Genomic DNA, 22203 nt, shown 5'->3' with positions numbered 1-22203 from the left:
CCTCAACAGCTTCATCCATCGGAGCTGAAGGTGCGTATCACTTCGGGGATCCCCAAAACCGTGGTTGCACGCTACCCAAAAGCTAACCGTTTCTAGATACTGGTGGCGGGAGACAATTCGAGGCAGGTTTTGGGCAGATTCTTCTTGAGAGACTTCCATTGGATACAGAGATACAGATCACACTCATCCATCCTTCGCCCGTTTAGAGTGAACTTTAAGATTCAACGGCCTTTGCCGCATGAGCACATCTCCCCTATCCTTATCCCCTCCCTCCGTTCAGGATTCACAGGCAACTTCGCCCCCGGCACCCAGCGAAGTTCCCAGGGGAGAAATCCGGCTGGAGGACTTGGATGAGAAGCAATTGTTGGCCGGCCTATCGTCGGTGGTGTTGAACCCAGCAGCTTGGAGTTGCTTCAGCGTCAGCGAAACCAGCCGCCTGCTACGCCCCCTGCAAATCTGCCCCGACTTGACAGGAACTCCCGTTCTCTCCCCAGGGGCCACTGCCGAAGTGGTCTATAAGTTCCTGCTGAGCGACGGTCGGATCGGGACTATGAAGGGGCTGATCTCCATCGAAGACTTCCGCAGCGAGCGGCTGCGCTCTGTTTACGATCAGCTTCACATCGAAAAGGTTATCCCGGCCTTCACCGAGTCGGTTGTGGTGCAGATTATCGATCATTTAAAACCGATTTTTGCCCGCGACTTGGATGAGCTGCTTTGGCAAGAAAGCTTTTACTTCACCCCTCAGGATCTGCGCCAGCAGGAGTTTCTGTTGCGTGGCCTGCGGCCCGAGGCGATCCCACGCAGCTTTCGGCCTCACCTGCAGAGGGTCTACACCCAGATTATGAGGGTGTGCCGCAGCTTGCCCAACATCGCCTTCCAACTGTGTCTGCGAGCCTACCTGGAGTACAACGAGGTCAAGAACAGGCATCTGCTGGCGCTTCTGCTCAGCAAGTATTTTTACACGCTCTACCGCATCGGCGGGCTGGACGGTTGGGAAAGTGGGGATCCGGTGGAGCTGGGATCCCTGCGCTCTGCCAGTGGGCGAGTTCGTCTCCAGGCTCTTTCTCGCCTCTTAACCCTGAACAATGACAGCGACGCTCCCCTGGTGGGGATTGGGGGCAGCGGGCCGGGGGGCAGCTATTTCAGCGGGGAACGGGAGCCTGCCGGCGTTGAGATGGTGAGCTCAGAAGAGATTGAAAAGCTGCGGCAAGATGTGGAGGTGGCCCGCGGCCAGATCACCGAGGCCCAGCAATTGGTGGCCCAATATCAGGAGGAGAAAAAACAGGAACTGCTCACCCGCCTTCAGGATCCGGGAAAGTTTCTCCTCTTCAGCATTCATCAGTTTTTTGACACCCTCTTCGGATCCCTGCCCGGAGAGGTGAAAAGCGAGTACGGGGCAGTTTGGGTGCCGCGCACCTCCTACTTGGATGAGAAGGAGCGAGACAAGCTGACAGAGCATTTGCGCCACATCACCAGCGAGGCCTATTTGGTCAGCGTTCCCTCTGCCGAGGCCACCCTCATCGGCTATTGGCGAGTTTTGGCCGATTCCTTCTACAACCAATGGGTTTTGAATCAGTATAAGCAATTGCAGAGCTATGGGGTGGATTTGGAGCAACAGGGCATCCAGATTCTGGAACGAGAACGATTTCTGGATGAGGTTCAGTTGCGCTTTGCCGCCCGCCACCGAGAAATTGTGACTCAAAATGTAGAGAAAATCACCCGAATTGTGGTGGATAGCCTGGCCAAACGGGTGGCCCTCAATACCAGCCAGCAAAGTTTTCAGGCCATGCGGGCCAAGTTGACCACTGTTTTGGATATGGACATTTCCCGCAAGGACGTGGGAGAAGTCAAGCGGCTGATCGACTACTTTACGGATGTGTTTTTGGGCAAGCGGGAGGAGCTGCGCTCCCCCTATCCGGTGGGCACGATTTTGCAAGTCAAGGCGGCCATTGAGGCTCGCCCCCCCGATAACCGCACCCGCATCGGTCTGGAAATTTTGGGTCAGCTCTACCGCGAGTACGTTCCTCTGCTGGGATCCGCACCGAGGTAGGAGGGGGGCAGAGCGGCGGATCCCGTAGGCCGACAGGTTTTGGGCACAATGGGGACTGGCGTGCTGTCTAGATGGAGATTCCCCATGCGCTACCGCCAGCTTGGCCACAGCCCTTTGCAAGTTTCGGAGATCTGCCTGGGCACCATGACCTTTGGGCAGCAGAATACTTTGTCTGAGGCTTTCGAACAGCTCGACTACGCGGTGGAGCACGGGATCAACTTCATCGATACCGCCGAGATGTACCCGGTGCCGGCGCGGGCGGAAACCCAGGGATCCACCGAGCGCTACATCGGCGAGTGGCTGCAACACCAACCGCGGCATCGCCTGATCCTGGCCACCAAGATCACCGGCCCTGGTCGGCCCTGGCATTGGATTCGCGGCGGATCCCTGTCCATTACCCGCGACAACCTCAAGCAGGCGGTGGCCGATAGCCTCAAACGCCTGAAGACCGACTACATCGACCTCTACCAGATCCACTGGCCGGATCGCTACGTGCCCCTGTTTGGGGGCGTTGCCTACGATCCCAGCCAGGAGCGGCCCACCGTTCCCATTGCCGAGCAGTTGCAGGCTCTGGCGGAATTGGTGCAAGAGGGTCTCATTCGCTACATCGGCCTGAGCAACGAAACCCCTTGGGGGGTGAGCAAGTTCTGCCAGGTGGCCGAGCAACTGGGGTTGCCCAAGGTGGTCTCGATTCAGAATGCCTACAGCCTCATCAACCGCACGTTTGAAATGGGCCTGGCGGAAGTCTGCCGCCACGAGCAGGTGGGCTTGCTGGCCTACAGCCCGCTCGGATTTGGGCTGCTGACGGGCAAATATCTGGGGGGGGTGAAGCCGCCGGGATCCCGTTTGGCCTTGTTTGAAGGCTTTGGCCAGCGGTACCGCAAGCCGAATGTGGAAGAAGCGGTGGCCGCCTATGTGCAAATTGCCCGCCGGCACGGTCTGACACCGGCCCAGTTGGCTTTGGCCTTTGTGCGCAGCCGCTGGTTTGTTACCAGCACCATCATTGGGGCCACCAGCCTGACCCAACTCAAAGAGAACCTCAGTTGCCTGGATGTGGAGCTGTCCCCGCAGCTCCTGGCGGAGATCGAGGCGGTGCACCAGCGCTACCCCAATCCTGCCCCCTGAAAGGTTGGCGAAACCGGTGGCCAGACAGAACTTTTCAGAAGGTTTCCTCGTCTGGGTGTGCGGTTTGGATCATCCTCTCCTACACTTCTGTCCGGCCAGTTTCTATGGCCTCTCCCAGCCAAGAGTGGGGATCCGAGACCTGAATCCTGTACCAAGAACCTGAGGTGTGAACGATGCGTAAGCTTTCCCTTTGGCAGGGTTGGAAGACTGCGGCTTTGGTGATCAGTTGCAGCAGCTTGGCCTGGCTTGGGGATCCCGCTTGGGCCCAACTGTCCGATATCAGCACCTATTGGGGTGCCCAGTACATTGCCGGGTTGAATGAACGACAGATCATCGGTGGCTTCCCGGATGGCACCTTTCGTCCCAACGAGTCCATCACCCGTGCCCAATTTGCCGTCATTGTCACCAAAGCTTTTGGCCTAGATACCAACGTTCCTGTGCGCTCCTTTGCCGATCCCATTCCCAGTTGGGCGGCTCCCTCCATCGGCGCGGCGGCAGCGGCAGGGTTTGTTTCCGGCTTTCCGGACGGCACCTTTCGCCCCAACGATGTGCTCACCCGTGCGCAGGCCATCACCGTCCTAACCCGTGCAGCCACCAACGGCAGGCTCATCGAAGATGCCGGCCAAATTGACGCGATCCTATCCGCGTTCGGCGATGCCAATTTGGTTCCCAACTTTGCCCGCGCCCCCATCGCGACAGCAGTTCAGGAAGGGCTGTTGGTGCTCTACCCCAACCCCACCCAATTGAATGCCCAGGCGGTGGCCACGCGGGGGGAAGTGGCTGCTCTTACCTACCAAGCGCTGGCCAAGGTGGGCCGGGTGCCCAATTTGGATCCGCCGGTGGGGGCTGCCATTCCCGGCCCTGGGATCCGCACCGAGCTCCTTGCCCAGGTCACTCCTACGCCCGAACCCCTGACCACGCCGGACATTCCCATTGAGCCTCTGGTAGAAACGCTGCCCGCCGCTCCAGAGGTGAGAACCTTCTTTGCCCGCGAAGAGCTGGGATCCGTAAACCCAGGAGATACGATTACCGTGTTTTTGCTGGGATCCCCAGGGGCGCAGGGATCGTTTTCCATCCCCGGCATTGCCTACAACCTGCCACTGCAGGAAACCCGCCCAGGGCAATACGAGGGCAGCTACACCTTCCGCAGCCAAGACCGGGCCTCAGAAGCGCCTGTTTTTGCCCGCCTGGAGCGCGATGGACTGGTGACCCTGGTGCAGTTGCCGGACAAAACCATTACCATCGGGCGGGTTACCGACACCACCTTCCCCACCATCAGCGAACTGGCCCCTCCCAATGGATCCCTAACCGACAACTCTCGCCCCTCCATCTCAGCCCGTTTCCAAGATGACCAAGGAATTGACCTGAATAGCTTTACCTTGCTGGTGAACAATGTGGATGTCACCGCCCAAGCCCAGCTCACCCGTACCGGCTTTACCTACACCCCAGCCGAGCCGCTGCCCACCGATCGACCGACCTTGATCGCCGTCCAAATTGCCGATACCAGCGGCAACACTGCCATCCAGCAGTGGTCTTTCCAGGTGCAGGCCGCTCAGCCCACTGCCACACCGACCCCAACACCCACGCCAACTCCCACACCAACTCCAACACCCGCACCAACCCCAACCCCAACACCGACAGCAACACCCACTCCCACGCTGACTTCAACACCAACCCCGACACCTACGCCCGCCCCAACACTCACCCCCACGCCACCCACACCGACCCCCACGCCGGAAGCTACACCCACTCCCACTCCACAGCCTGGCGGAGAGCCTTCACCTTCTCCTTCTCCAGAAGGACGGTCTCCTGCAGAACCCAAGCCGGAGTCCAGCCCCGAGGCTCAGGAGAGTGAGGCTACAGAGTCTCCTAAGCCAGAATCCCCAGCCCCCCAGCCAGGGGATCCCGGCGGACCGACTCCTTCTCCTTCCCCCAGCCCCTAGGGAAAACTCGATCCAGATCCCGAACAGGCTCAATAGTGTTTTAAGAGCTTCCGATCCCTTAATACCTACTAAATCTAGTGGGCACAAGCGGGGCAGGATGTTAAGCTACTGCCAGTTGCGACCGGATGGGATCCATGAGCTCAACCTTGCAGCCGTTCCTGCATTTGTTGCAGAGGAGTTCCTTTTGGGGGGTGTTGGGTGGGATGTTGATGGCCGCTGCTGTTGCCCCGGTTGCTGCTCAGCAGTTCGAGTTCACCCCTCAGCCGGTGCCCCCCAGGGGGGATCCCGTCCCTACCCTGCCCTTGCTGAGCCCTCCGCCCTCCCCCGGCTCTGCCACGGCCCTGCCACCGGTACCTCAGGTGCCGCAAATGCCGCTGGATCCCACGGCTCCGGTTTTGGATCCGATCCCGGTGGTGCCCGTTCCAGTGGCCCCAGGTGGACACCCCCCCCAAGGCGAAGCCTATTCCTATCAACGTCGGCCCGACCTCAGTCCAGGTGGGGATCTCTCCGGAGCCACGCGGGGCGAGCTGCCTGCCGGCACCCGTATTCTCCTCACGGTCTACCGCCCCATCACTTTCCAGCCCTACCAGGCCATTAACGGCCACCTGGAAGTCTCCGAGCCGGTGGTGGATCGCTTTGGCCAGGTGGTGATCCCGGCAGGGAGTGTGGTGTGGGGCACTTTTGAGCCGGTTTACCGAGAACTGAAGTTGTCTGGCCGGGAGGCGGAGAGCGCCGATCCCCAAGAGCGGGTCGTCGGCAGCCGCTTTGTGGCCAACCGCCTCACCATCGGCTCTTCCACCTACTTGGTGAGAGGCCAATCTGCGCCGCTACCAGTCGGGTTGGATCGCAACGCCGATGTCGGCACAACTGTAGCCCGCGGGGCAGGCTATGGGGCAGCAGGTGGGTTGGCCTTGGGAATTCTCACAGGGGGATGGGGCTTTTTGCCGATCTTGGCCGGCAGCTTGGCCGGCGCTGCGGCAGGCAGTACCAATATTGACCGAGTGGTGACGCTACAGCCCAATACGCTGGTGGAGCTGGAGCTGACCGATAGCCTGATCATCCAATGAACTGGCCAACCCTCTTTTGCCCTGTGGCTGGCTGAAGTGACTCGGGGCAGCTCGGTAGAGTAGAAGAGAGCCCCCTCCATTGCTTCCATGGCCTTCTGGATCTACGTTGTGCCCCCGCTGGCCGGGCTGGTGATCGGCTATTTCACCAACGACATTGCCATCAAAATGCTGTTCCGGCCCTACCGCCCCTATCGGGTTTTCGGCTGGCGCATCCCCTTCACCCCCGGTTTGATCCCGCAGAACCAACCCCGTCTGGCCAAGCAGATCGCCAAGACCATCATGGGATCCCTGCTCACGCCGGAGGAACTGCACAATCTGGCCCGCAAGCTGCTGCAAACCGAGCGCATGCAAGCTGGGATCCGCTGGCTGCTGGGGGTAGCTCTGGATCGGCTGCAAAACCCTGAGCAACAGCAGCAAACTGCTCAGGTGTTGGCGCGCATTTTGGCCGATCTGTTTAACGAGTCGTTGCCCCGCCTGGTGAAGGTGCTGGCCCGTCAAGAAACCTTTTTGGAAGGGCCGATTAACCAACTGTTCGACCAGGTGTTGCTGGAGCTGCGTCTCAGTGCCGAGCAGGCCAAGCAGCTCTCAGAGTGGATCTTGAAGCAGGCGCTGCCCCCAAAGGTGTTGCGGCAGAACTTGGTGGACTTTCTCACCGATCGCAACATCGAATCCCTGGATGAGGAGTTTCGTGAACGGGCCACCGGCTCCTACTGGGTGGTGGCCAACCTGTTCGGCCTGAAAAATGCCCTGCTGCGCCTGCGCACCTATTGTCTGGAAGAGCCGGAAGGGGCAGAGGCCATCTTGGAAGATCTGCTCAAAGACATCAACGCCCCCCGCCGCCTGACCGAGATCCTGCAGAACCTCTCTCTGCAAAACCTGCCGGTTTCCGCCGTGCGTCAGTTGCGCCGTGCCCTCCGCGACGGGATCCAAGATTACCTGCGCAGCCAAGGGCCAGAGGTTATCAAAGGGCTGGGGGAGACCATCGATTGGGAAAAAGTGGCCAGCCTGGTGTTGGGACGCCTGCGCAACTCCAAGGCGTTGATCACCTCCATCGACCAGATCAGCGCCGACCTGGCTCTGGTCTTGGAGCGCTACCTAGAACGAGATCTCGAATCCCTGATGATGCAGGTGATCCCGGTGTTGAACCTGGATCAGGTCATTGCCGATAAAGTCAACGCCACCTCCCCTGCCGACCTGGAGCAGGCCATCCAGCAGATTGTGCGCCAAGAACTCCAGGCCATCGTCAACTTAGGCGGCCTCCTCGGCTTTTTGGTGGGCTGTGTGCAGGTGCTGTTCTTGCTGGGCTGACGAGTTTGGGTTGGGCTTTGACTTTGGCTATGATATGAGAATGCGATTAACAATTCTCCACACTTCGGATCTCCATGCCAATCTACATCCCTGGAACTACTTCACCGGGATCCCTGCGGAGCACGGTTTAGCCAAGCTGGCCACCCTCATCAAGCGCGTGCGAGCAGCCAGTGAGGATCCCGTCTTACTCATCGACAGCGGCGATACCATTCAGGGATCCCCCTTGGGCACCTACTATGCGCAGGTGGAGCCCGTCTCCCCTCACCCCTTGGCTCATGCTCTCAACGCCCTAGGCTACGACGCCTTTACCCCTGGCAACCACGACTTTAACTTTGGGCTGCAGGTTCTCCGGGATTTTGTCGGCGATCTCCGCTGTCCGGTGCTCTGTGCCAACATCCTCCGCCAGAATGGGGATCCCCTCTTCCAGCCCTACCTGATCCGGGAATTGGCCGGGGTTCGCGTTGGCTTGCTAGGGCTGACCACCCCCCGCATCGACACCTGGGAGCGACCCGACTACATTGCGGGGCTGCGCTTTGCCCCCTTGTTGGAGACCGCCCGACACTACCTATCGCTGCTGCGACCTCAGGTGGATGTTTTGATCTTGATCCTGCACAGCGGCCCCAACCAATTGCCCCCCCTGCGCACCCCTGAGCATTGGCACAACCCAGATCGCTCCGGCTGGTGCAGCAACAAAAGCCTGGCAGGGGAAAACGAACTGTTGGCCCTGGCCGAGCTGGACGGCATTGACGTCATCCTCTCCGGCCATACCCACCAGACCATCGCCGGTCTGGGGGGATCCCCAGCTCTAGTGGTGCAGCCCGGCTATTGGGGCAGCCACCTCTCCCAGGTATCCCTGGAGCTGGAGCGCCAGGGCAGCCGCTGGCAAATCATCAGCAAAAGCGCACAGCTCCTCTCCGCCGAAGGGATCCCTCCCGATCCCGAACTCTTGGCCTTGACAGAGCCCTATCATCAAGCCACCCTGCGCTACATCCGTCAGCCCATTGGCCAAGCCCGTTCTGCCTATAGCGGCGGTCTGGCAGCCCGTCTGGGGGCCAACCCTCTGGCAGAGCTGCTCCACCAGGCCCAATTGCAAGCAGTGCGGGAGGCAGGATTCCCCGCAGAGCTCTCCCTGGTCAACATCTGCAGCAGCGCCGGCCTGTCAGCAGGCCCCATCTCCCTGCAAGATGCCTACAGCCTCACCGTCTACGACAACACCCTCTGCGTTTTGGAGATCACCGGAGATATTCTGCGGCGCGCCCTAGAACAGACCGCCGGCTATTTTCGCCAGTTGGATCCCAATCACCTTCCCGCCGATCCTGCTGCCGTCGTGGCCCCCGAAGCCCGCGGCTACACCTTCGACCTCTACCACGGCATCGACTACTGCTTCGATCTCACCCGCCCCGTAGGAAAGCGCCTGGTGACCTTACAATTCCGCGGACAGCCGGTGGAACCAGCACAGACCTTTCGCCTGGCCATTAACCACTACCGAGCCGGCGGCGGCGGCGGTTACAGCATGTTCCAAGAAGCCCAAACCCTGTGGATCTCAGCCGATAGCATCCGCGACTTTCTGGTCTACTATATTCACACCCACTCCCCCATTCAACCCATCTACAGCCCCAACTGGCGCCTAATCCCCGACTTGGCCAAGATCTACTTCCCCGATTGCCTGGGCCGGCCACGGGAACATCTGCTGGTCGGCTAGGAAAGAAAAGATATTGACTTCAACTGGCTGAAAGAGAACCCGGTAGAATACGATCAACACAGAGCCTGGTTTGGCTGAGTGCAGCGGCGGTTTTGAAACTGCCAAGCTGGGCATATCCGAGTCACTGCTCATTGCTAACACTTGCCGACATCGCCCATGACTGCCGAAGAGAAGCAACCGATGGCCCCAGAAGATACCTATCCTGAACTACAGGAAGAAGAGATCGACGTAGAGGCAGAGCTGGAGAAGCTGATTTTGGAAGATAGCGAAGCAGAAGCCGGTACCTCCTCCGGAGAAACCGCAGCTGAGCCTTCTCCAGATCCCGGTGAAGCTCTCAAGCAGCTCCAGCACGAGTTGGAAGTTGTCCGCCAGCAACTCAAAGAGAAAGAAGACGCCTACCTGCGCCTCTACGCCGATTTTGAAAACTACCGGCGGCGTACCCAGCGGGAAAAAGAAGAGTTCAGCCAAAAAGAACGGCAGAAATTTGTGCTGGAGATCTTGCCTGTTGTGGACAGCTTTGAGCGGGCTCAGCAGCAGCTGAAGCTGGAAACCGACCGCGAGCGGGAGTTGCACAACAGCTACCAGAGCGTCTACCGCCTGCTGGTGGAATGCCTGAAGAAGATGGGCGTCTCCCGCATGAAATCGGTGGGCCAGCCCTTCGACCCCAACCTGCACGAAGCCATAGCCCGTCAGCCCAGCCCAGACTATCCCGAGGATGTGGTAGCCATCGAATATCAGCCAGGTTACAAGCTGGGGGACTTGGTGATCCGTCATGCCATGGTGGCCGTCTCGGCGGGCAGCCCCAGCTCTGAACCATCCCCCCCAGCCCAAGCCACCAGCGAACCCGGCCCGGAGAGCACTCCTGCCTCTCCCCAAAACCCCCAACCTTCCTAGCCAAACTTGCTCACTTGAACCTTGACAAACAGAGCCAGAGCAGTCTCAGAAACGCTACAGTAAAGCTACGGAGACGAAAGCAACGTCTGAAGGTTTCTGCGGGATTCTGGGCAGAATGCTTTTAAGATCCGTGGAATTGCGTTCTTGGGTTGAGACTTGGCGCACGGGGAGAGGGGGCTATGGGTAAAGTCATCGGGATTGACCTGGGAACCACCAACAGTTGCGTGGCGGTTTTGGAAGGTGGTCAGCCCGTTGTGATCACCAACGCCGAGGGAGGGCGCACCACCCCCAGCATTGTCGGCTTCGCCAAGAACAACACCCGCTTGGTGGGCCAACTGGCCAAGCGCCAGGCGGTTACCAATGCCGAAAACACCATCTTCAGCATCAAACGCTTCATTGGCCGCACCTTTGCCGAGACCGAAGATGAGCGGAGGCGGGTTCCCTACAAAGTCATCCCCGGTCGAGACAACATGGTGGAAGTGGCGGTGCAAGATCGCGCCTACACTCCGCAGGAGATCTCCGCCATGATCCTGCAAAAGCTGAAGGCCGATGCGGAGGCCTATCTGGGGGAGCCGGTGACCCAAGCCGTGATCACCGTTCCCGCCTATTTTACCGATGCCCAGCGGCAAGCCACCAAAGATGCGGGCACCATTGCCGGGCTGGAGGTGCTGCGCATCATCAACGAGCCGACAGCAGCCGCCCTGGCCTATGGCCTAGACAAACAAGATCAAGACCTACGCATTCTGGTTTTCGATTTGGGTGGCGGCACCTTCGATGTCTCGGTGCTGCAACTGGGCAGCGGCGTGTTTGAGGTGCAAGCGACTGCCGGCAACAACCACCTGGGGGGGGATGATTTCGACCAAAGAATTGTCGATTGGCTCATCCGTCAGTTTTTGGAGACGGAAGGGATCGACCTCTCGCGGGATCGCATGGCCCTGCAGCGGATGCGGGAGGCTGCTGAGAAGGCCAAAATTGAGCTGTCCAGCACCCAGGTTACACTCATTAACCTGCCTTTTATCACCGCCGACGATTCGGGGCCCAAGCACCTGGAAGTGGAGCTGACCCGCGGCAAGTTTGAGGAGTTGGTGCGGGATCTGGTGGAGGCCACCGTGGAGCCTACAGGACAGGCGCTGCGGGATGCTGGCCTCTCCCCTGCAGACATCGACCGCGTGCTGCTGGTGGGCGGCTCTACTCGTATTCCCGCTGTCCAGGAGAAAATTCGGCAAATCTTCAAAAAAAACCCAGATCGCTCCGTCAATCCCGACGAGGCGGTGGCCCTTGGCGCTGCCATCCAGGCAGGCGTGGTGGGTGGAGAAGTGAAAGATCTACTGCTGCTGGACGTGATCCCTCTCTCGATTGGGGTGGAAACGCTGGGGGGAGTCTTCACCCGCATCATCGAGCGCAACACCACCATTCCCACCAGTAAAACCCAGATTTTCTCCACTGCCACCGATGGCCAGAGTGTGGTGGAGATTCACGTCCTGCAGGGAGAGCGGGCCATGGCCAAAGACAACAAGACCTTGGGCCGCTTTCAACTGACCGGGATCCCGCCGGCTCCCCGTGGGGTGCCCCAGATCGAGGTTTCTTTTGACATCGATGCCAACGGGATCTTGAAAGTCTCGGCTCGGGAAAAGGGGACGGGGATCGAGCAGAGCGTCAAGATCACCAATAACGGTGGCCTGAGCAGCAGCGAGATCGAGCGAATGCGTCGGGAAGCGGAGGCCTATGCCGAAGAAGATCAGCGCCGGCGGCAGTTGGTGGAAGCCCGCAACCAGTCGGACAGCCTGCTCTACAACTACGACAAAACCCTGCAGGAGCATGGCAATCGCCTCAGCGAAGCTCGAATCCAGCGGGGGGCTCAAGTGGCGGGCACATTGAGGGCATTGCTGGCAAATGATAACGTAGACTTAGCAACTTTACGGAACGCAATGGAAGAACTGCGGGCTGTCCTGCTGGAGATGGGTAGCGAGATCTATGGAGCTCGCTGAGGATTCTAGGCAACTGCTTGCTCTCCCCCAGCTCCGGTGCCTTGTAGGTCTGCTTCGGTTGTGCTGCCTGACAAGTTGCATCTCAAGTGTGTCTGATGTTTTGATCTTTAACCTCTTCTGAAGCGCTTCTATGGCTCGCGACTACTATGAAATCTTGGGGGTTAGCCGCGATAGCTCCAAAGAGGAGATCAAGCGCGCCTATCGACGGTTGGCTCGTAAGTACCACCCGGATGTCAACAAGGAGCCAGGCGCCGAGGAGCGCTTCAAAGAGATCAACCGTGCCTATGAGGTGCTCTCTGATAATGAGCTAAAAGCTCGCTACGATCGCTTTGGAGAAGCGGGTTTGAGTGGAGCTGCTGCGGCAGCAAGTGGATTCCAGGATTTTGCGGGGATGGGTGGCTTTGCCGACATTTTCGAGAGCTTTTTCACCAACTTTGCAGGGGCAGGAGCCAGCTATGCCCGCAGTCGCCAGGGGCCGGTACGGGGCGATGATCTGCGCTTTGACCTAAAACTGGAGTTTCTGGAAGCCATCTTCGGCGGCGAAAAGCAAATTCGCATCAGCCACCTGGAGGTCTGCAATGTCTGTGGGGGCAGCGGGGCCAAGCCCGGTACGGAGGTGAAAACTTGCCCCACCTGCGGAGGCAGCGGTCAGGTGCGACGGGCAACCCGCACGCCGTTCGGCAACTTCACTCAGGTCTCGGTTTGTCCCACCTGTGGTGGCAGCGGTCAGGTGTTGGAGGAGCCCTGCTACAACTGCAACGGCGAGGGCTTGGCCCAAACCACGAAGAAACTGCGCATCAACATCCCAGCCGGTGTAGACAGTGGCACCCGTTTGCGGGTTTCCGGAGAAGGCGATGCCGGTCGGCGCGGTGGCCCCCCTGGGGATCTCTACGTCTACCTGTTTGTGGAACCGGATCCCGACTTCCAGCGAGATGGCCTGACCATTCTCTCGGAGGTGCGGGTGAGCTATTTGCAGGCCATCTTGGGGGCCAAGGTCTCTGTGCCCACCGTGGACTCGAAAGCCGGCCTGGAGGAGGAGGTGGAGCTGACCATCCCAGCCGGATCCCAGCCGGGTACAGTGCTGACCCTGGAGGGCAAGGGGGTACCTCGCATTGGCAACCCGATGTCTCGGGGCGACCACCAAATCACCTTGGTGGTGGAGATCCCCACCCGCATCAGCTCAGAAGAGCGGGAATTGCTCATGCGCCTGGCTGAGCTGCACGGAGAACGCATCAACAAGCGGGATGGTTTCTTGGGCGGGTTGTTGCGGGGGCTGGCCCAGATGCCTGGCAACCGGGAGCGTGAGGAAGAATGACTGCAGAGGCTGTTTCGTCGGAAGAGGTCAAGTTTATCCTTGACCAGCGCGGGATCCCTTGCCCACTTAACTACGTGCGGGCGAAGCTGCGCCTGGAGCGCATGGCTCCTGGAGAACTGCTGGAGCTATGGCTGGATGCGGGAGAACCTCTGGAGCAGGTGCCCAACAGTCTAGCCATGGCCGGGCATCGGATTGAGGGACAGGCAGCTTCCCCCGAAGGCCATTACATTCTCTGGGTGCGTCGCGGCACACCTGCGTCGCCATGAACCCGGTGAAACCGGAAGGAAAAGATTGTACCGGCTGGGTGCGCGCAGCGCAGGCCAACTTTTATCGCGTGCGGATCGATCCGAGTTTGGCCGCCCTTTTTCCCGAGATCCCGGCTCAGTTTCCGGCTCAAAAGCCCACCCCGGCAGAGATTCTCTGTACCTGTCGGGCCAAGCTGAAAAAAACGGGCCAGCAGGTGATGGTGGGGGACTGGGTGGAGGTGCACTTGCCGCCTGCTGCCGCCGACCTCTGGCCGGAGCGGGGGGTGATCGAGGCGATCCTGCCGCGGCGCACTCAACTGCCTCGACCTGCTATTGCCAACGCGACCCAAGTTCTGGTGGTGGTGGCCCTGGCCGAGCCCGACCCTGAGCCCAACGCCCTCAGTCGTCTGCTGGTGCAAGCCGAGGCCAGCCAACTGCGGGTTCAGGTGGTGTTGAACAAATGCGACTGCGTGGATCCAGAAGTGGCGACAACTTGGGTGGAGCGTCTGCAGAGGTGGGGATATGAGCCTCTGTTGGTCAGTGCCCACACCCAAGCTGGGATCCCCCAGTTGCAACAGTGCTGTCGAGATCAGATCTCGGTGGTGACAGGCCCTTCTGGGGTGGGCAAATCCAGCTTGCTCAATCGGCTGCTGCCGGAAGTTCGGCTGGCCACTCAGGCCGTCTCCAGACGTTTGGGCCATGGTCGGCACACCACCCGCCATGTGGAGCTGTTTCCTTTGCCGGAAGGCGGTTGGATCGCCGATTCGCCGGGATTCAATGCTGGCGAAGGAATCCCGCCGGTGCATCCTTTGCAGTTGATACGGTGCTTCCCCGAAGTAAGGGATCGCTTGGGCGCCTGTCAGTTTCGCGATTGCCTGCACCATCGAGAGCCGGGCTGTGGGCTCCGAGATCTGGATTGGGAACGACGGACTTTTTACTTGCAGCTTTTGCAAGAAGTCCAGCAGGTGCAAAAGGCAGCGGTGGGCCTTATCCAGCCTGGCCAAGATCCCAGTCTCGCCAGAATTGCGCGAAAGACCCCAATCTGAGGACTATAGTCATTCCAAACTAGATTGAGACACTCCTCAAGCATTCCGTGCAGCTTCTGCGACCACTCCCAGCCCCTCTTCCTTTGGGAGAGGGGAGTTAGGAACCAATACACAATACAACAGAAATGTTTCATTCCTGTCTAAAATGACTATAAAACGACCGTAGAATGTCAGGTGGACCAGATCTTGCGGATGGGCAAGGTGAAGCCCGGCAGCACGTCCTCTCCCGATAAGGTTTCCGGATCTTCGACCAATTGCGGCGCTTGCCCTTGTCGGTAGATCATCACCCGCTTGGCCTTGGGATCCAGCAGCCACCCCAGCCGGCAGCCGTTGTCCATGTATTCTTGCATCTTGGCCTGAGTTTGAATCCAAGAGTCGGTGGGCGAGAGGATCTCCACCACAAAATCGGGGCACAGGGGCAAAAATCCTTGACGGACTGAGGGATCCAAAGCTTCCCACTTTTCAATCGGGATCCAGGCCAAATCAGGGGAGCGGTCGCTGCCTGAAGGCAAGGAAAATCCGGTGGAAGAATCAAAGCTTTTCCCTCGGCCCGATTGCCGGTTCCAAACATAAACTTCCCCGGCAATTTCAAAGTTAAGATTGCCCGTTTCCCCACCGGTTGGAGACATGATGACCAATTCTCCTTGGGCAGTACGCTCCAGCTTCAGCTCAGGATTGGCGGCACAAAGCCGGATAAAATCTGCTCGGCTGAGGGTTATCAGGGGAGATAGATTCAGAGTCAGAGCAGCCATGGTAGTGTGACTCCGCCTGTTTTTGGCCTATCGCTCAACATTTTTACTGCAGCTGTTTCCAAGGTTGGGAGAGTTCTGCAATTGCGTGGGATCCCTGTCATGCAAGAGATCCATCAGAGTTGGCTGGGTTAAGGGTGTGGAAAAAAGCTGTATCAGGGATCGTAAATCCGTGAAAGCTACTCATATCAAGCCGACCAGATCTTGCGAATGGGCAAGGTGAAGCCCGGCAGCACGTCCTCTCCTGATAGGGTTTCCGGATCTTCGACCAATTCCGGCGCTTGCCCTTGTCGGTAGATCATCACCCGCTTGGCCTTGGGATCCAGCAGCCACCCCAGCCGGCAGCCGTTGTCCATGTATTCTTGCATCTTGGCCTGAGTTTGGATCCAAGAATCGGTGGGCGAGAGGATCTCCACCACAAAATCGGGGCACAAGGGCAAAAATCCTTGACGGACTGAGGGATCCAAAGCTTCCCACTTTTCAATCGGGATCCAGGCCAAATCAGGGGAGCGGTCGCTGCCTGAAGGCAAGGAAAATCCGGTGGAAGAATCGAAACTTTTCCCTCTGCCCGATTGCCGGTTCCAAAGAGTTAAGTCTGTGGTGATTTCGGCATTCCAGTGGCCGGTTTCCCCGCCGGTTGGAGACATGATAACCAATTCTCCTTGGGCAGTGCGCTCCAGCTTCAGGTCAGGATTGGCGGCACAAAGCCGAATAAAATCTGCTCGGCTCAGGGTTGTCAGGGGGGATAGATTCAGAGTCAGAGCAACCATGGCAGGCGTTTGGACACTCCTAAACCATTCTTAGAATGAGTCTAATGGGACCTCAGGATTTGCCCTCTGCTCTTAACCAAGCCACATCTTAACTGGGGTGAGGGGCGGGTTTGGTCAGGCCGATCACCTGAGTGTATGCACCGCGGGCCTGGGTTACACCAATGGTGTGCTCAGCTTTTTCGATCATGGGGCGGCGTAAACTGACCACCAAAAACTGCGCCTGACGAGATTGCTGCCAGATCATATTGGCCAATTTTTCCACATTGGCCCCGTCCAAAAACATATCTACTTCATCAAAGGCGTAAAAGCTGGAAGGGCGGAATCGCTGCAGAGCAAAAATAAAGCTGAGGGCTGTCAAGGATTTTTCTCCTCCCGACATGGCGCTGAGACGGCGCACCGGCTTACCTTTGGGGTGGGCCACCAAGGTTAGACCGCCCGCAAAGGGATCCTCTGGGTTTTCCAATTCCAAATGGCCATCCCCATCGGAAAGTTGGGCAAAGATGGTCTGAAAATGGCCGTTGACGGCATGAAAGGCATCCAAGAAGGCTTGCCGACGCAGGGTGGAAAAGTTCTCGATGCGCAGCAACAACTCGGTGCGCTCTTGGTGCAGGGTTTCCAGTTTGGCGCTGAGATCCCGCAGGCGAGCTTGGGTCTGTTCGTATTCGGCAATGGCCAGCATGTTTACCGGCTCCAGGGATCGCAATTGCTCTTCGATTTTGCGTTTTTGCCGCTGCAGCTCGTCTAAGGTCAGGGTGGCGGGCAAGTCGGGCAGCGGATCCGGCAGCTCTTGAACCACCGCTTGCAGTTGGGTTTGCAGTTGGGCCAGCAGAGCCTCTTTTTCCTGTTGTTGGGTGAGGGCGTTGTAGCGTTCCCACTCCAGGCGTTGGATTTGCTGTTGTTGAGCCCGCAATTGGAATTCTTGCCGATCCCGCTCTTGGCGCAGGTGGGCGAGGCGGGCCTCGATCTGGCTTATCTGTTGCCGTTGCTCGGCAAGGTGCTGCTGGATGTGACCAAGGGTGGCTTGGGCTTGGACGATCTGCTCCTGCAGATGGGCTTGGCGCTGTTCGCTCTCTTGCAGGCGCTCCTGGTGGTGCTGGATTTGGGCCTGTTTCAGGTGTTGTTGGCCGGAGTTCTCCTGCTGTTGCCGCTCCAGTTGGGCCAGTTGCTGCTGCAGCTCTGCCAAGCGACTTTCCTGCTGCTGCACCGTCTGCTGCAGTTGCTGCCAATGTTGGTTCACCGGGGATCCCTCCAGTTGGCTGAGCTTGAGGGTGAGATCGGCCAGGCGCTGTTGCAAGGGATCCCAACGCAGTTGAATCTGCTGGAGCCGCTGCTGGATCTGGTGGCTTTCGCTTTGCCTTTGCGCCAGGGATCCCTGCAGGTGTTGCAGGCGGGCCTGTTGCTTTTGGCAGTCGGCTTGGTGCCGCTCCAGATATTGCTGGGCTTGCAGGGCGTCTTGGCGAGCCAGGAGCAGGGCTTGGGCAAGTTGTTTTTCGCGGGCTTGGGCTGCTTGTAGGCGCAGGGTGAGGGCGGCCAGCAGTTCCTCCAGCTCGGCCAAGCGGGAGCGCAAGGCGGCCTCCTCGGAAGGTTCGCCGGCAGAAAAGTGGATCCCAGCTCGCTGGGGGGCGCTGCCGCCGGTCATGGCGCCCGAAGTTTCCAACAGCTCCCCTTCCAGAGTAACCATGCGGTGCTTGCCGATGTGGGGCTGGGCCAGCTCTAGGCTTTGGAAAACCAGGGTGGAGCCGAACACAAAGCCGAAAACATCCCGGTAGCGCTCTTCAAAACGCACCAAACGAATGGCGTAGTCGATCAGGCCGTCCAATTTCAGGGGGCTGGGGGGGCGGGTGGGCTGGAGCTTATTCAAGGGCAAAAAGGTGGCGCGTCCGGCTTTTTCCCGTTTCAAAAAGTTGACAGCGCTCACGGCCACGGTGTCATCCTCCACCACCACAAAGTGCAGCCGGTTGCCTGCTGCAACCTCCAGGGCCAGTTGATACTGGGGATCCACCTGCCCCAACTGGGCCACCAACCCCAAAACCCCCGGCAGACGGGCACTCAGGATGGCTTGGGTCGCCCGGGATCCCTGGGATTCTTGCAACACTTGGCGGCGGGTTTCCCATTTGTCCAGTTGCCGCTGCTTGGCGTGCAGCTCGACGGTGAGGCGCTCGTGGGTGGCGCGATCCAGCTCCAGGCCGGCCTGCAGTTGCGCCAGCTCTTGGGCCAAAGTTTGAACCTGAGCTTCCGACTGTCGGCAAGTGTGTTCCAGCTCGGCGGTGAGGGCCAGGTGGGATCCCAGCCACGCCTCGATCTGGGCAATCTCCGCCTGGATCTCTTGGCTTTGCCGTTCCAGTTGCCGTTGTCGCTCTTGCAGGCGAATTTGCTCCTGTTGGAGAGGCTCCTGTTCGGCGCGAAGTTCCTCAATGTGGCGGGTGAGGTAGCGCTGCTGTTTCACCCAGGCATCAGCGGATTGGGCTAGGGCGCGCAGCTGTTCGCGGCTCTGTTCCAAGCTAATTTGGGCTTTCTGAACCTGGGCCTGCAGGGATCCCTGGGCTTGGGCCAGTTGCTCCTGTTGGCTGTGCAGGTGTTCCAGCTCCGCCTGCAGATGCTGCTGTTGGGTTTGCCGCTCCTGATGTAGGCGCTGCGCTTGCTCGATCTCCTGCTGCCAGGCTGCGATCTGTTGGCTGACCTGTTGCCGCTGTGCTTCGGCGGCGGCAATCTGGGCTTGCAGGTGCAGGTATTCCTCCTCTCCAAGGGCGTGGATGCGGCTTTGCAACTCGGTCAGGGCGGCTTCGGCTTGCTGCAAATGCTCGCTCAAGGTCTGCACCTGAGCGGTGGCCTGCTCCTGAGCCTCCAGAAGCTGCTGAATGGCCGCCTGGGTTTCTTCCACTTGGGCCTGCAAATGCCGCCAAAGCAACACCTGTTGCTGCTGCTCCAGCGTTTGCAACTGCAGCCGCAGTTGCTGATAGTGTTGGGCCTTTTCGCTCTCTCTGAGCAGCCGCTCTCCTTGAGCTTGCCATTCTTGTTCGATGAGCCGAAAGCGCTCAATTTGTTCCCGTACCGCCTCCAGCTTGCTGTTGGCCTGGGCGATCTTGCGGTCGAAGGTGGCCACCCCCGCCAATTCGTCGATGATCTGCCGCCGTTCCTTGGGGTGCATGGAAATGATGCTGGTGACATCCCCCTGTAAAACGACGTTGTAGCCGTTGGGGTAGATGTGCATCGCCTCCAGTTGTTCGTGCAGCTCGCTCAGGGTACAGGGCACATCGTTGATGTAGAAAGTGCTGGTGTAGGGGAGAGAATCCGTCCCGCTATCGCGAGTGGGATCCTCAGCCTTTCCGGGCTTGACCCGCAGCCGGCGACTGACTTTCCATTCCCTGGGCTGACCATCTTCTCCCGGCCCCAGCTCAAAGGTGACAGAAACATGGGTTTCCACCTGCCGATTGCCGTTGAGGCTGCCGGAATGCACCAAATCCAAAAGCCTCTCTGCCCGCATCCCCCGCGAGGACGATAACCCCAGCGCAAACAGGATCCCATCCAGGATGTTAGACTTACCGGAGCCATTGGGGCCAGAAATAACCGTGAACCCCGGCAACAGAGGTATCGAGGTTGTGCTGCCAAACGACTTAAATCGGGTCAGCTCAATCCGCTTGACGTACATGACACCCCATATCTAGCGTGACCACCGGCAGATGATGGCAACAGGCTAGCATGGGTAGCAAAAACCTGTGCAGCTCAAGTTTCTTAGGACGGCTTGGCATCTGAGTCTGCACCTGTTGAGTCTACATCTGTGCCGACGAGCAGATCGGCCTTTTGTAAAAGACGATGCACCTCTGCCCTCAGCTCCGGCCATCGGTAGGTCAGCAGGTTTGCCTTGGAGATGAACAGCAGCCGGTAGCCGGGTTTCAGGTTTGGGCACAGGGGGCGCAAGATTTCTCGCAACTGGCGGCGCAGCCGATTCCGCTTTACGGCAGATTTGCTCACCTTTCTGCCGATCACCAGTCCCACCTGGCTGGGGATCCCTTCGCACCCTGCGGGCATCGGCTGAAACAGCAGGGTCAAGCCTGCACCGGAACGACGTTGGCCTCCCTGGTAGAGCGCCTGAAAAGCTCGTCGATCCCGCAATCGATGAGGAGCCGGCAACATTGGGCACCGAGGAGAGTCTGCCCCAGAAGTCAGCGAGTTTTGGGCTGCAACGCTCCAAAAATCCCAGATTAGGATCCAATATCCAACCAAAGGGCTTAGGAAACCGCCAGGCGATAACGCCCCTTGGCCCGCCGTCGCCGCAAGACCTGCCGCCCGGTTGCAGTTCGCATTCTGGCCCGAAACCCAGAGACGCGAATGCGTCTGCGATTGGTGCCACGAAGGGTACGCTGAGTCATGGTGAGAAGCCAACCAATGAAGCCAAGATCATCTGCCAGAGCTGACCAGACTGCCATTCAGCCTGCTGGCAACTGATCACAGGTGGTTAATCTTAGCAGACTCAATGGAAAATTGCTAGATTGGCCACCCCGCGCCGAGCAGTTAAATTGGGAATCCCGAAGCTCCTGTCGAGGAAGCCGCCGCTGTTTCCTCTGGGCTTCTGCTGTGTCGCTCTGAGTGTGTGGTGTGGATATTTCCCTGGATCAGCTCTGGGATGAAGCCCTGTGTCATCTGCAGGTGCAGCTCAGCCGTCCAACCTTCGAGGCTTGGATCAAAACGGCGCGGGCTGAATCGTTGGTGGACAACCGCCTCACCATCTGTACCCCCAGCGAATGGGCACGGGGCTGGCTGCAAAAGCACTACGCTTCCACCATCACCGAGGTGGTGCAGCGGGTAGCCGGGATCCCTTTGCAGGTGGAGTTTTCCGTTTCCCCCCACGCTTCTGTCGAGGCAGAACCCCCTTCAAGGGCGATTTCCCCAACATCGGGCAGAGCCGGCAGCTTACCTGCCTCCACCACCCTAGGACTGGAAGTCGGCGGCAGCCTGCCCATGCGGGCGCCGGATCTCAACCCCAAGTATTCCTTCTCGCGGTTTGTGGTTGGCCCCAACAACCGCATGGCTCACGCTGCAGCTCTGGCTGTGGCCGACAAGCCTGGGCGCGCCTACAACCCCCTGTTTCTCTGCGGTGGGGTGGGTCTGGGCAAAACCCACCTGATGCAGGCCATTGGCCACTACCAACTGGAGGCCAATTCACGCGCCAAGGTCTTCTACGTGTCCACCGAACGGTTTACCAACGATTTAATCGATGCCATCCGGCGAGACAGCATGCAGTCTTTCCGGGAGCACTATCGGGATGTGGATATTTTATTGGTGGATGACGTTCAATTTATCGAAGGCAAAGAGTACACCCAAGAGGAGTTTTTTCACACCTTTAATACGCTGCACGAGTCCGGCAAACAGATCGTACTGGCCGCCGACCGCTCTCCTCATCTGATCCCGCGTCTGCAGGAGCGGCTTTGTTCTCGTTTCTCCATGGGTTTGATTGCGGAAATTCAATCGCCGGATATCGAAACCCGCATGGCCATTCTCAAGAAGAAAGCCGAGTACGAGGGAATGAACTTGCCCGCCGACGTGATCGAGTACATTGCCACCACCTACACCAGCAACATCCGCGAGCTGGAAGGCGCCCTGATCCGCGCCGTCGCCTATGTTTCCATTTCCGGCTTGCCGATGAGCGTGGAGACGATTCAGCCCATCCTCAATCCCCCCAGCGAGCCGAAAGAGATCACCGCCGACATGATTACCGATGTGGTCTGTGAAGAATTCGGCATCGACCGAGAAAGTTTACTGGGATCCTCCCGCAAGCGTGACATCAGCCAAGCACGGCAAATTGCCATGTTTTTGATGCGCCACTACACCAACCTCAGCTTGCCCAAAATTGGCGATTACTTTGGGGGAAAAGATCACACCACCGTTCTCTATAGCTGTGAGAAAGTCAGTCAGCTACAGCGGGAAAGTCTGCAGTTTGAACGGCAACTGCAAAAATTGGTCGAGCGCTTGCGGGTGGTTGCCAACAGCCGGAACAGCTAGG

General features: G+C 58.9%; 17 protein-coding genes. 12 read left to right on the top strand and 5 right to left on the bottom strand.

Translation table 11 applies throughout. From position 1 onward, the window contains the following. Nucleotides 1-346 precede the first annotated feature (346 nt). From ACVWYZ_RS00175 to rsgA, 11 genes are all read left to right on the top strand, one after another. A complete protein-coding gene (locus tag ACVWYZ_RS00175; protein WP_457465412.1) occupies nucleotides 347-2050 on the top strand; it encodes a hypothetical protein in 1704 nt (567 codons plus the stop codon). Nucleotides 2051-2134: 84 nt separating this feature from the next. Continuing rightward, complete coding sequence (locus ACVWYZ_RS00170; protein WP_414374974.1) at nucleotides 2135-3175, top strand: NADP(H)-dependent aldo-keto reductase; 1041 nt, start codon at nucleotides 2135-2137, stop codon at nucleotides 3173-3175. 173 nt (nucleotides 3176-3348) lie between these two features. Beyond that, a complete protein-coding gene (locus tag ACVWYZ_RS00165; RefSeq protein WP_457465410.1) occupies nucleotides 3349-5118 on the top strand; it encodes an S-layer homology domain-containing protein in 1770 nt (589 codons plus the stop codon). A 134-nt stretch (nucleotides 5119-5252) separates the two neighbouring features. Then, nucleotides 5253-6185, top strand: coding sequence for a hypothetical protein (locus ACVWYZ_RS00160; protein ID WP_457465408.1), 933 nt, complete (start codon nucleotides 5253-5255; stop codon nucleotides 6183-6185). 87 nt (nucleotides 6186-6272) lie between these two features. Next, complete coding sequence (locus tag ACVWYZ_RS00155; protein WP_414355535.1) at nucleotides 6273-7493, top strand: DUF445 domain-containing protein; 1221 nt, start codon at nucleotides 6273-6275, stop codon at nucleotides 7491-7493. A 40-nt stretch (nucleotides 7494-7533) separates the two neighbouring features. After that, nucleotides 7534-9195, top strand: coding sequence for a bifunctional metallophosphatase/5'-nucleotidase (locus ACVWYZ_RS00150; RefSeq protein ID WP_457465406.1), 1662 nt, complete (start codon nucleotides 7534-7536; stop codon nucleotides 9193-9195). A 156-nt stretch (nucleotides 9196-9351) separates the two neighbouring features. Then, nucleotides 9352-10089, top strand: a complete 738-nt coding sequence (gene grpE, locus ACVWYZ_RS00145) for a nucleotide exchange factor GrpE (RefSeq protein WP_457403966.1) — start codon at nucleotides 9352-9354, stop codon at nucleotides 10087-10089. Between the two features lie 179 nt (nucleotides 10090-10268). Next, a complete protein-coding gene (gene dnaK / locus ACVWYZ_RS00140) occupies nucleotides 10269-12077 on the top strand; it encodes a molecular chaperone DnaK (RefSeq protein ID WP_457465404.1) in 1809 nt (602 codons plus the stop codon). A 130-nt stretch (nucleotides 12078-12207) separates the two neighbouring features. Next, nucleotides 12208-13392 (top strand): molecular chaperone DnaJ, encoded by a 1185-nt coding sequence (dnaJ, locus tag ACVWYZ_RS00135; RefSeq protein WP_011434470.1) that lies wholly within the window; start codon nucleotides 12208-12210, stop codon nucleotides 13390-13392. Further along, nucleotides 13389-13658 carry a sulfurtransferase TusA family protein gene (locus ACVWYZ_RS00130; protein ID WP_414329168.1) on the top strand — a complete coding sequence of 90 codons (270 nt, stop codon included), beginning with the start codon at nucleotides 13389-13391 and terminating at the stop codon, nucleotides 13656-13658. The genes dnaJ and ACVWYZ_RS00130 overlap by 4 nt, the downstream gene beginning before the upstream one ends. Beyond that, nucleotides 13655-14683, top strand: a complete 1029-nt coding sequence (gene rsgA, locus ACVWYZ_RS00125; protein WP_457465402.1) for a ribosome small subunit-dependent GTPase A — start codon at nucleotides 13655-13657, stop codon at nucleotides 14681-14683. Before ACVWYZ_RS00130 ends, rsgA begins: the two co-directional genes overlap by 4 nt. A gap of 170 nt (nucleotides 14684-14853) precedes the next feature. Here the strand turns inward: rsgA and ACVWYZ_RS00120 are convergent, their stop codons facing one another. From ACVWYZ_RS00120 to rpmH, 5 genes are all read right to left on the bottom strand, one after another. Further along, nucleotides 14854-15435 (bottom strand): Uma2 family endonuclease, encoded by a 582-nt coding sequence (locus ACVWYZ_RS00120; RefSeq protein ID WP_457465401.1) that lies wholly within the window; start codon nucleotides 15433-15435, stop codon nucleotides 14854-14856. A 185-nt stretch (nucleotides 15436-15620) separates the two neighbouring features. Continuing rightward, nucleotides 15621-16202, bottom strand: coding sequence for a Uma2 family endonuclease (locus tag ACVWYZ_RS00115; RefSeq protein WP_011434474.1), 582 nt, complete (start codon nucleotides 16200-16202; stop codon nucleotides 15621-15623). A gap of 88 nt (nucleotides 16203-16290) precedes the next feature. Then, nucleotides 16291-19851: a chromosome segregation protein SMC gene (smc, locus tag ACVWYZ_RS00110; RefSeq protein ID WP_457465400.1), complete on the bottom strand. Its 3561-nt coding sequence runs from the start codon at nucleotides 19849-19851 to the stop codon at nucleotides 16291-16293. An 83-nt stretch (nucleotides 19852-19934) separates the two neighbouring features. Further along, nucleotides 19935-20336: a ribonuclease P protein component gene (gene rnpA, locus ACVWYZ_RS00105; RefSeq protein ID WP_414355543.1), complete on the bottom strand. Its 402-nt coding sequence runs from the start codon at nucleotides 20334-20336 to the stop codon at nucleotides 19935-19937. A gap of 95 nt (nucleotides 20337-20431) precedes the next feature. Further along, nucleotides 20432-20572, bottom strand: a complete 141-nt coding sequence (gene rpmH / locus ACVWYZ_RS00100) for a 50S ribosomal protein L34 (RefSeq protein ID WP_011434477.1) — start codon at nucleotides 20570-20572, stop codon at nucleotides 20432-20434. 226 nt (nucleotides 20573-20798) lie between these two features. Here rpmH and dnaA point away from each other — a divergent pair, with 226 nt between their 5' ends. Next, on the top strand, nucleotides 20799-22202 hold the full coding sequence (dnaA, locus tag ACVWYZ_RS00095; RefSeq protein ID WP_457465398.1) for a chromosomal replication initiator protein DnaA: 1404 nt from the start codon (nucleotides 20799-20801) through the stop codon (nucleotides 22200-22202). Nucleotide 22203: the final 1 nt, after the last annotated feature.

It is taken from the genome of Thermostichus sp. MS-CIW-37, assembly GCF_054060065.1.
The sequence above is the reverse complement of the archived record's forward strand: the minus strand, read 5'-3'. Positions and strand labels throughout refer to the sequence as shown.

Excerpts from the sequence above, each read along its gene's own strand:
- ACVWYZ_RS00170 (WP_414374974.1), top strand. The coding sequence starts at position 2,135 with ATGCGCTACCGCCAGCTTGGCCACAGCCCTTTGCAAGTTTCGGAGATC.
- ACVWYZ_RS00165 (WP_457465410.1), top strand. The coding sequence starts at position 3,349 with ATGCGTAAGCTTTCCCTTTGGCAGGGTTGGAAGACTGCGGCTTTGGTG.
- ACVWYZ_RS00160 (WP_457465408.1), top strand. The coding sequence starts at position 5,253 with ATGAGCTCAACCTTGCAGCCGTTCCTGCATTTGTTGCAGAGGAGTTCC.
- ACVWYZ_RS00155 (WP_414355535.1), top strand. The coding sequence starts at position 6,273 with ATGGCCTTCTGGATCTACGTTGTGCCCCCGCTGGCCGGGCTGGTGATC.
- ACVWYZ_RS00150 (WP_457465406.1), top strand. The coding sequence starts at position 7,534 with ATGCGATTAACAATTCTCCACACTTCGGATCTCCATGCCAATCTACAT.
- grpE (WP_457403966.1), top strand. The coding sequence starts at position 9,352 with ATGACTGCCGAAGAGAAGCAACCGATGGCCCCAGAAGATACCTATCCT.
- dnaK (WP_457465404.1), top strand. The coding sequence starts at position 10,269 with ATGGGTAAAGTCATCGGGATTGACCTGGGAACCACCAACAGTTGCGTG.
- dnaJ (WP_011434470.1), top strand. The coding sequence starts at position 12,208 with ATGGCTCGCGACTACTATGAAATCTTGGGGGTTAGCCGCGATAGCTCC.
- ACVWYZ_RS00130 (WP_414329168.1), top strand. The coding sequence starts at position 13,389 with ATGACTGCAGAGGCTGTTTCGTCGGAAGAGGTCAAGTTTATCCTTGAC.
- rsgA (WP_457465402.1), top strand. The coding sequence starts at position 13,655 with ATGAACCCGGTGAAACCGGAAGGAAAAGATTGTACCGGCTGGGTGCGC.
- ACVWYZ_RS00120 (WP_457465401.1), bottom strand. The coding sequence starts at position 15,435 with ATGGCTGCTCTGACTCTGAATCTATCTCCCCTGATAACCCTCAGCCGA.
- ACVWYZ_RS00115 (WP_011434474.1), bottom strand. The coding sequence starts at position 16,202 with ATGGTTGCTCTGACTCTGAATCTATCCCCCCTGACAACCCTGAGCCGA.
- smc (WP_457465400.1), bottom strand. The coding sequence starts at position 19,851 with ATGTACGTCAAGCGGATTGAGCTGACCCGATTTAAGTCGTTTGGCAGC.
- rnpA (WP_414355543.1), bottom strand. The coding sequence starts at position 20,336 with ATGTTGCCGGCTCCTCATCGATTGCGGGATCGACGAGCTTTTCAGGCG.
- rpmH (WP_011434477.1), bottom strand. The coding sequence starts at position 20,572 with ATGACTCAGCGTACCCTTCGTGGCACCAATCGCAGACGCATTCGCGTC.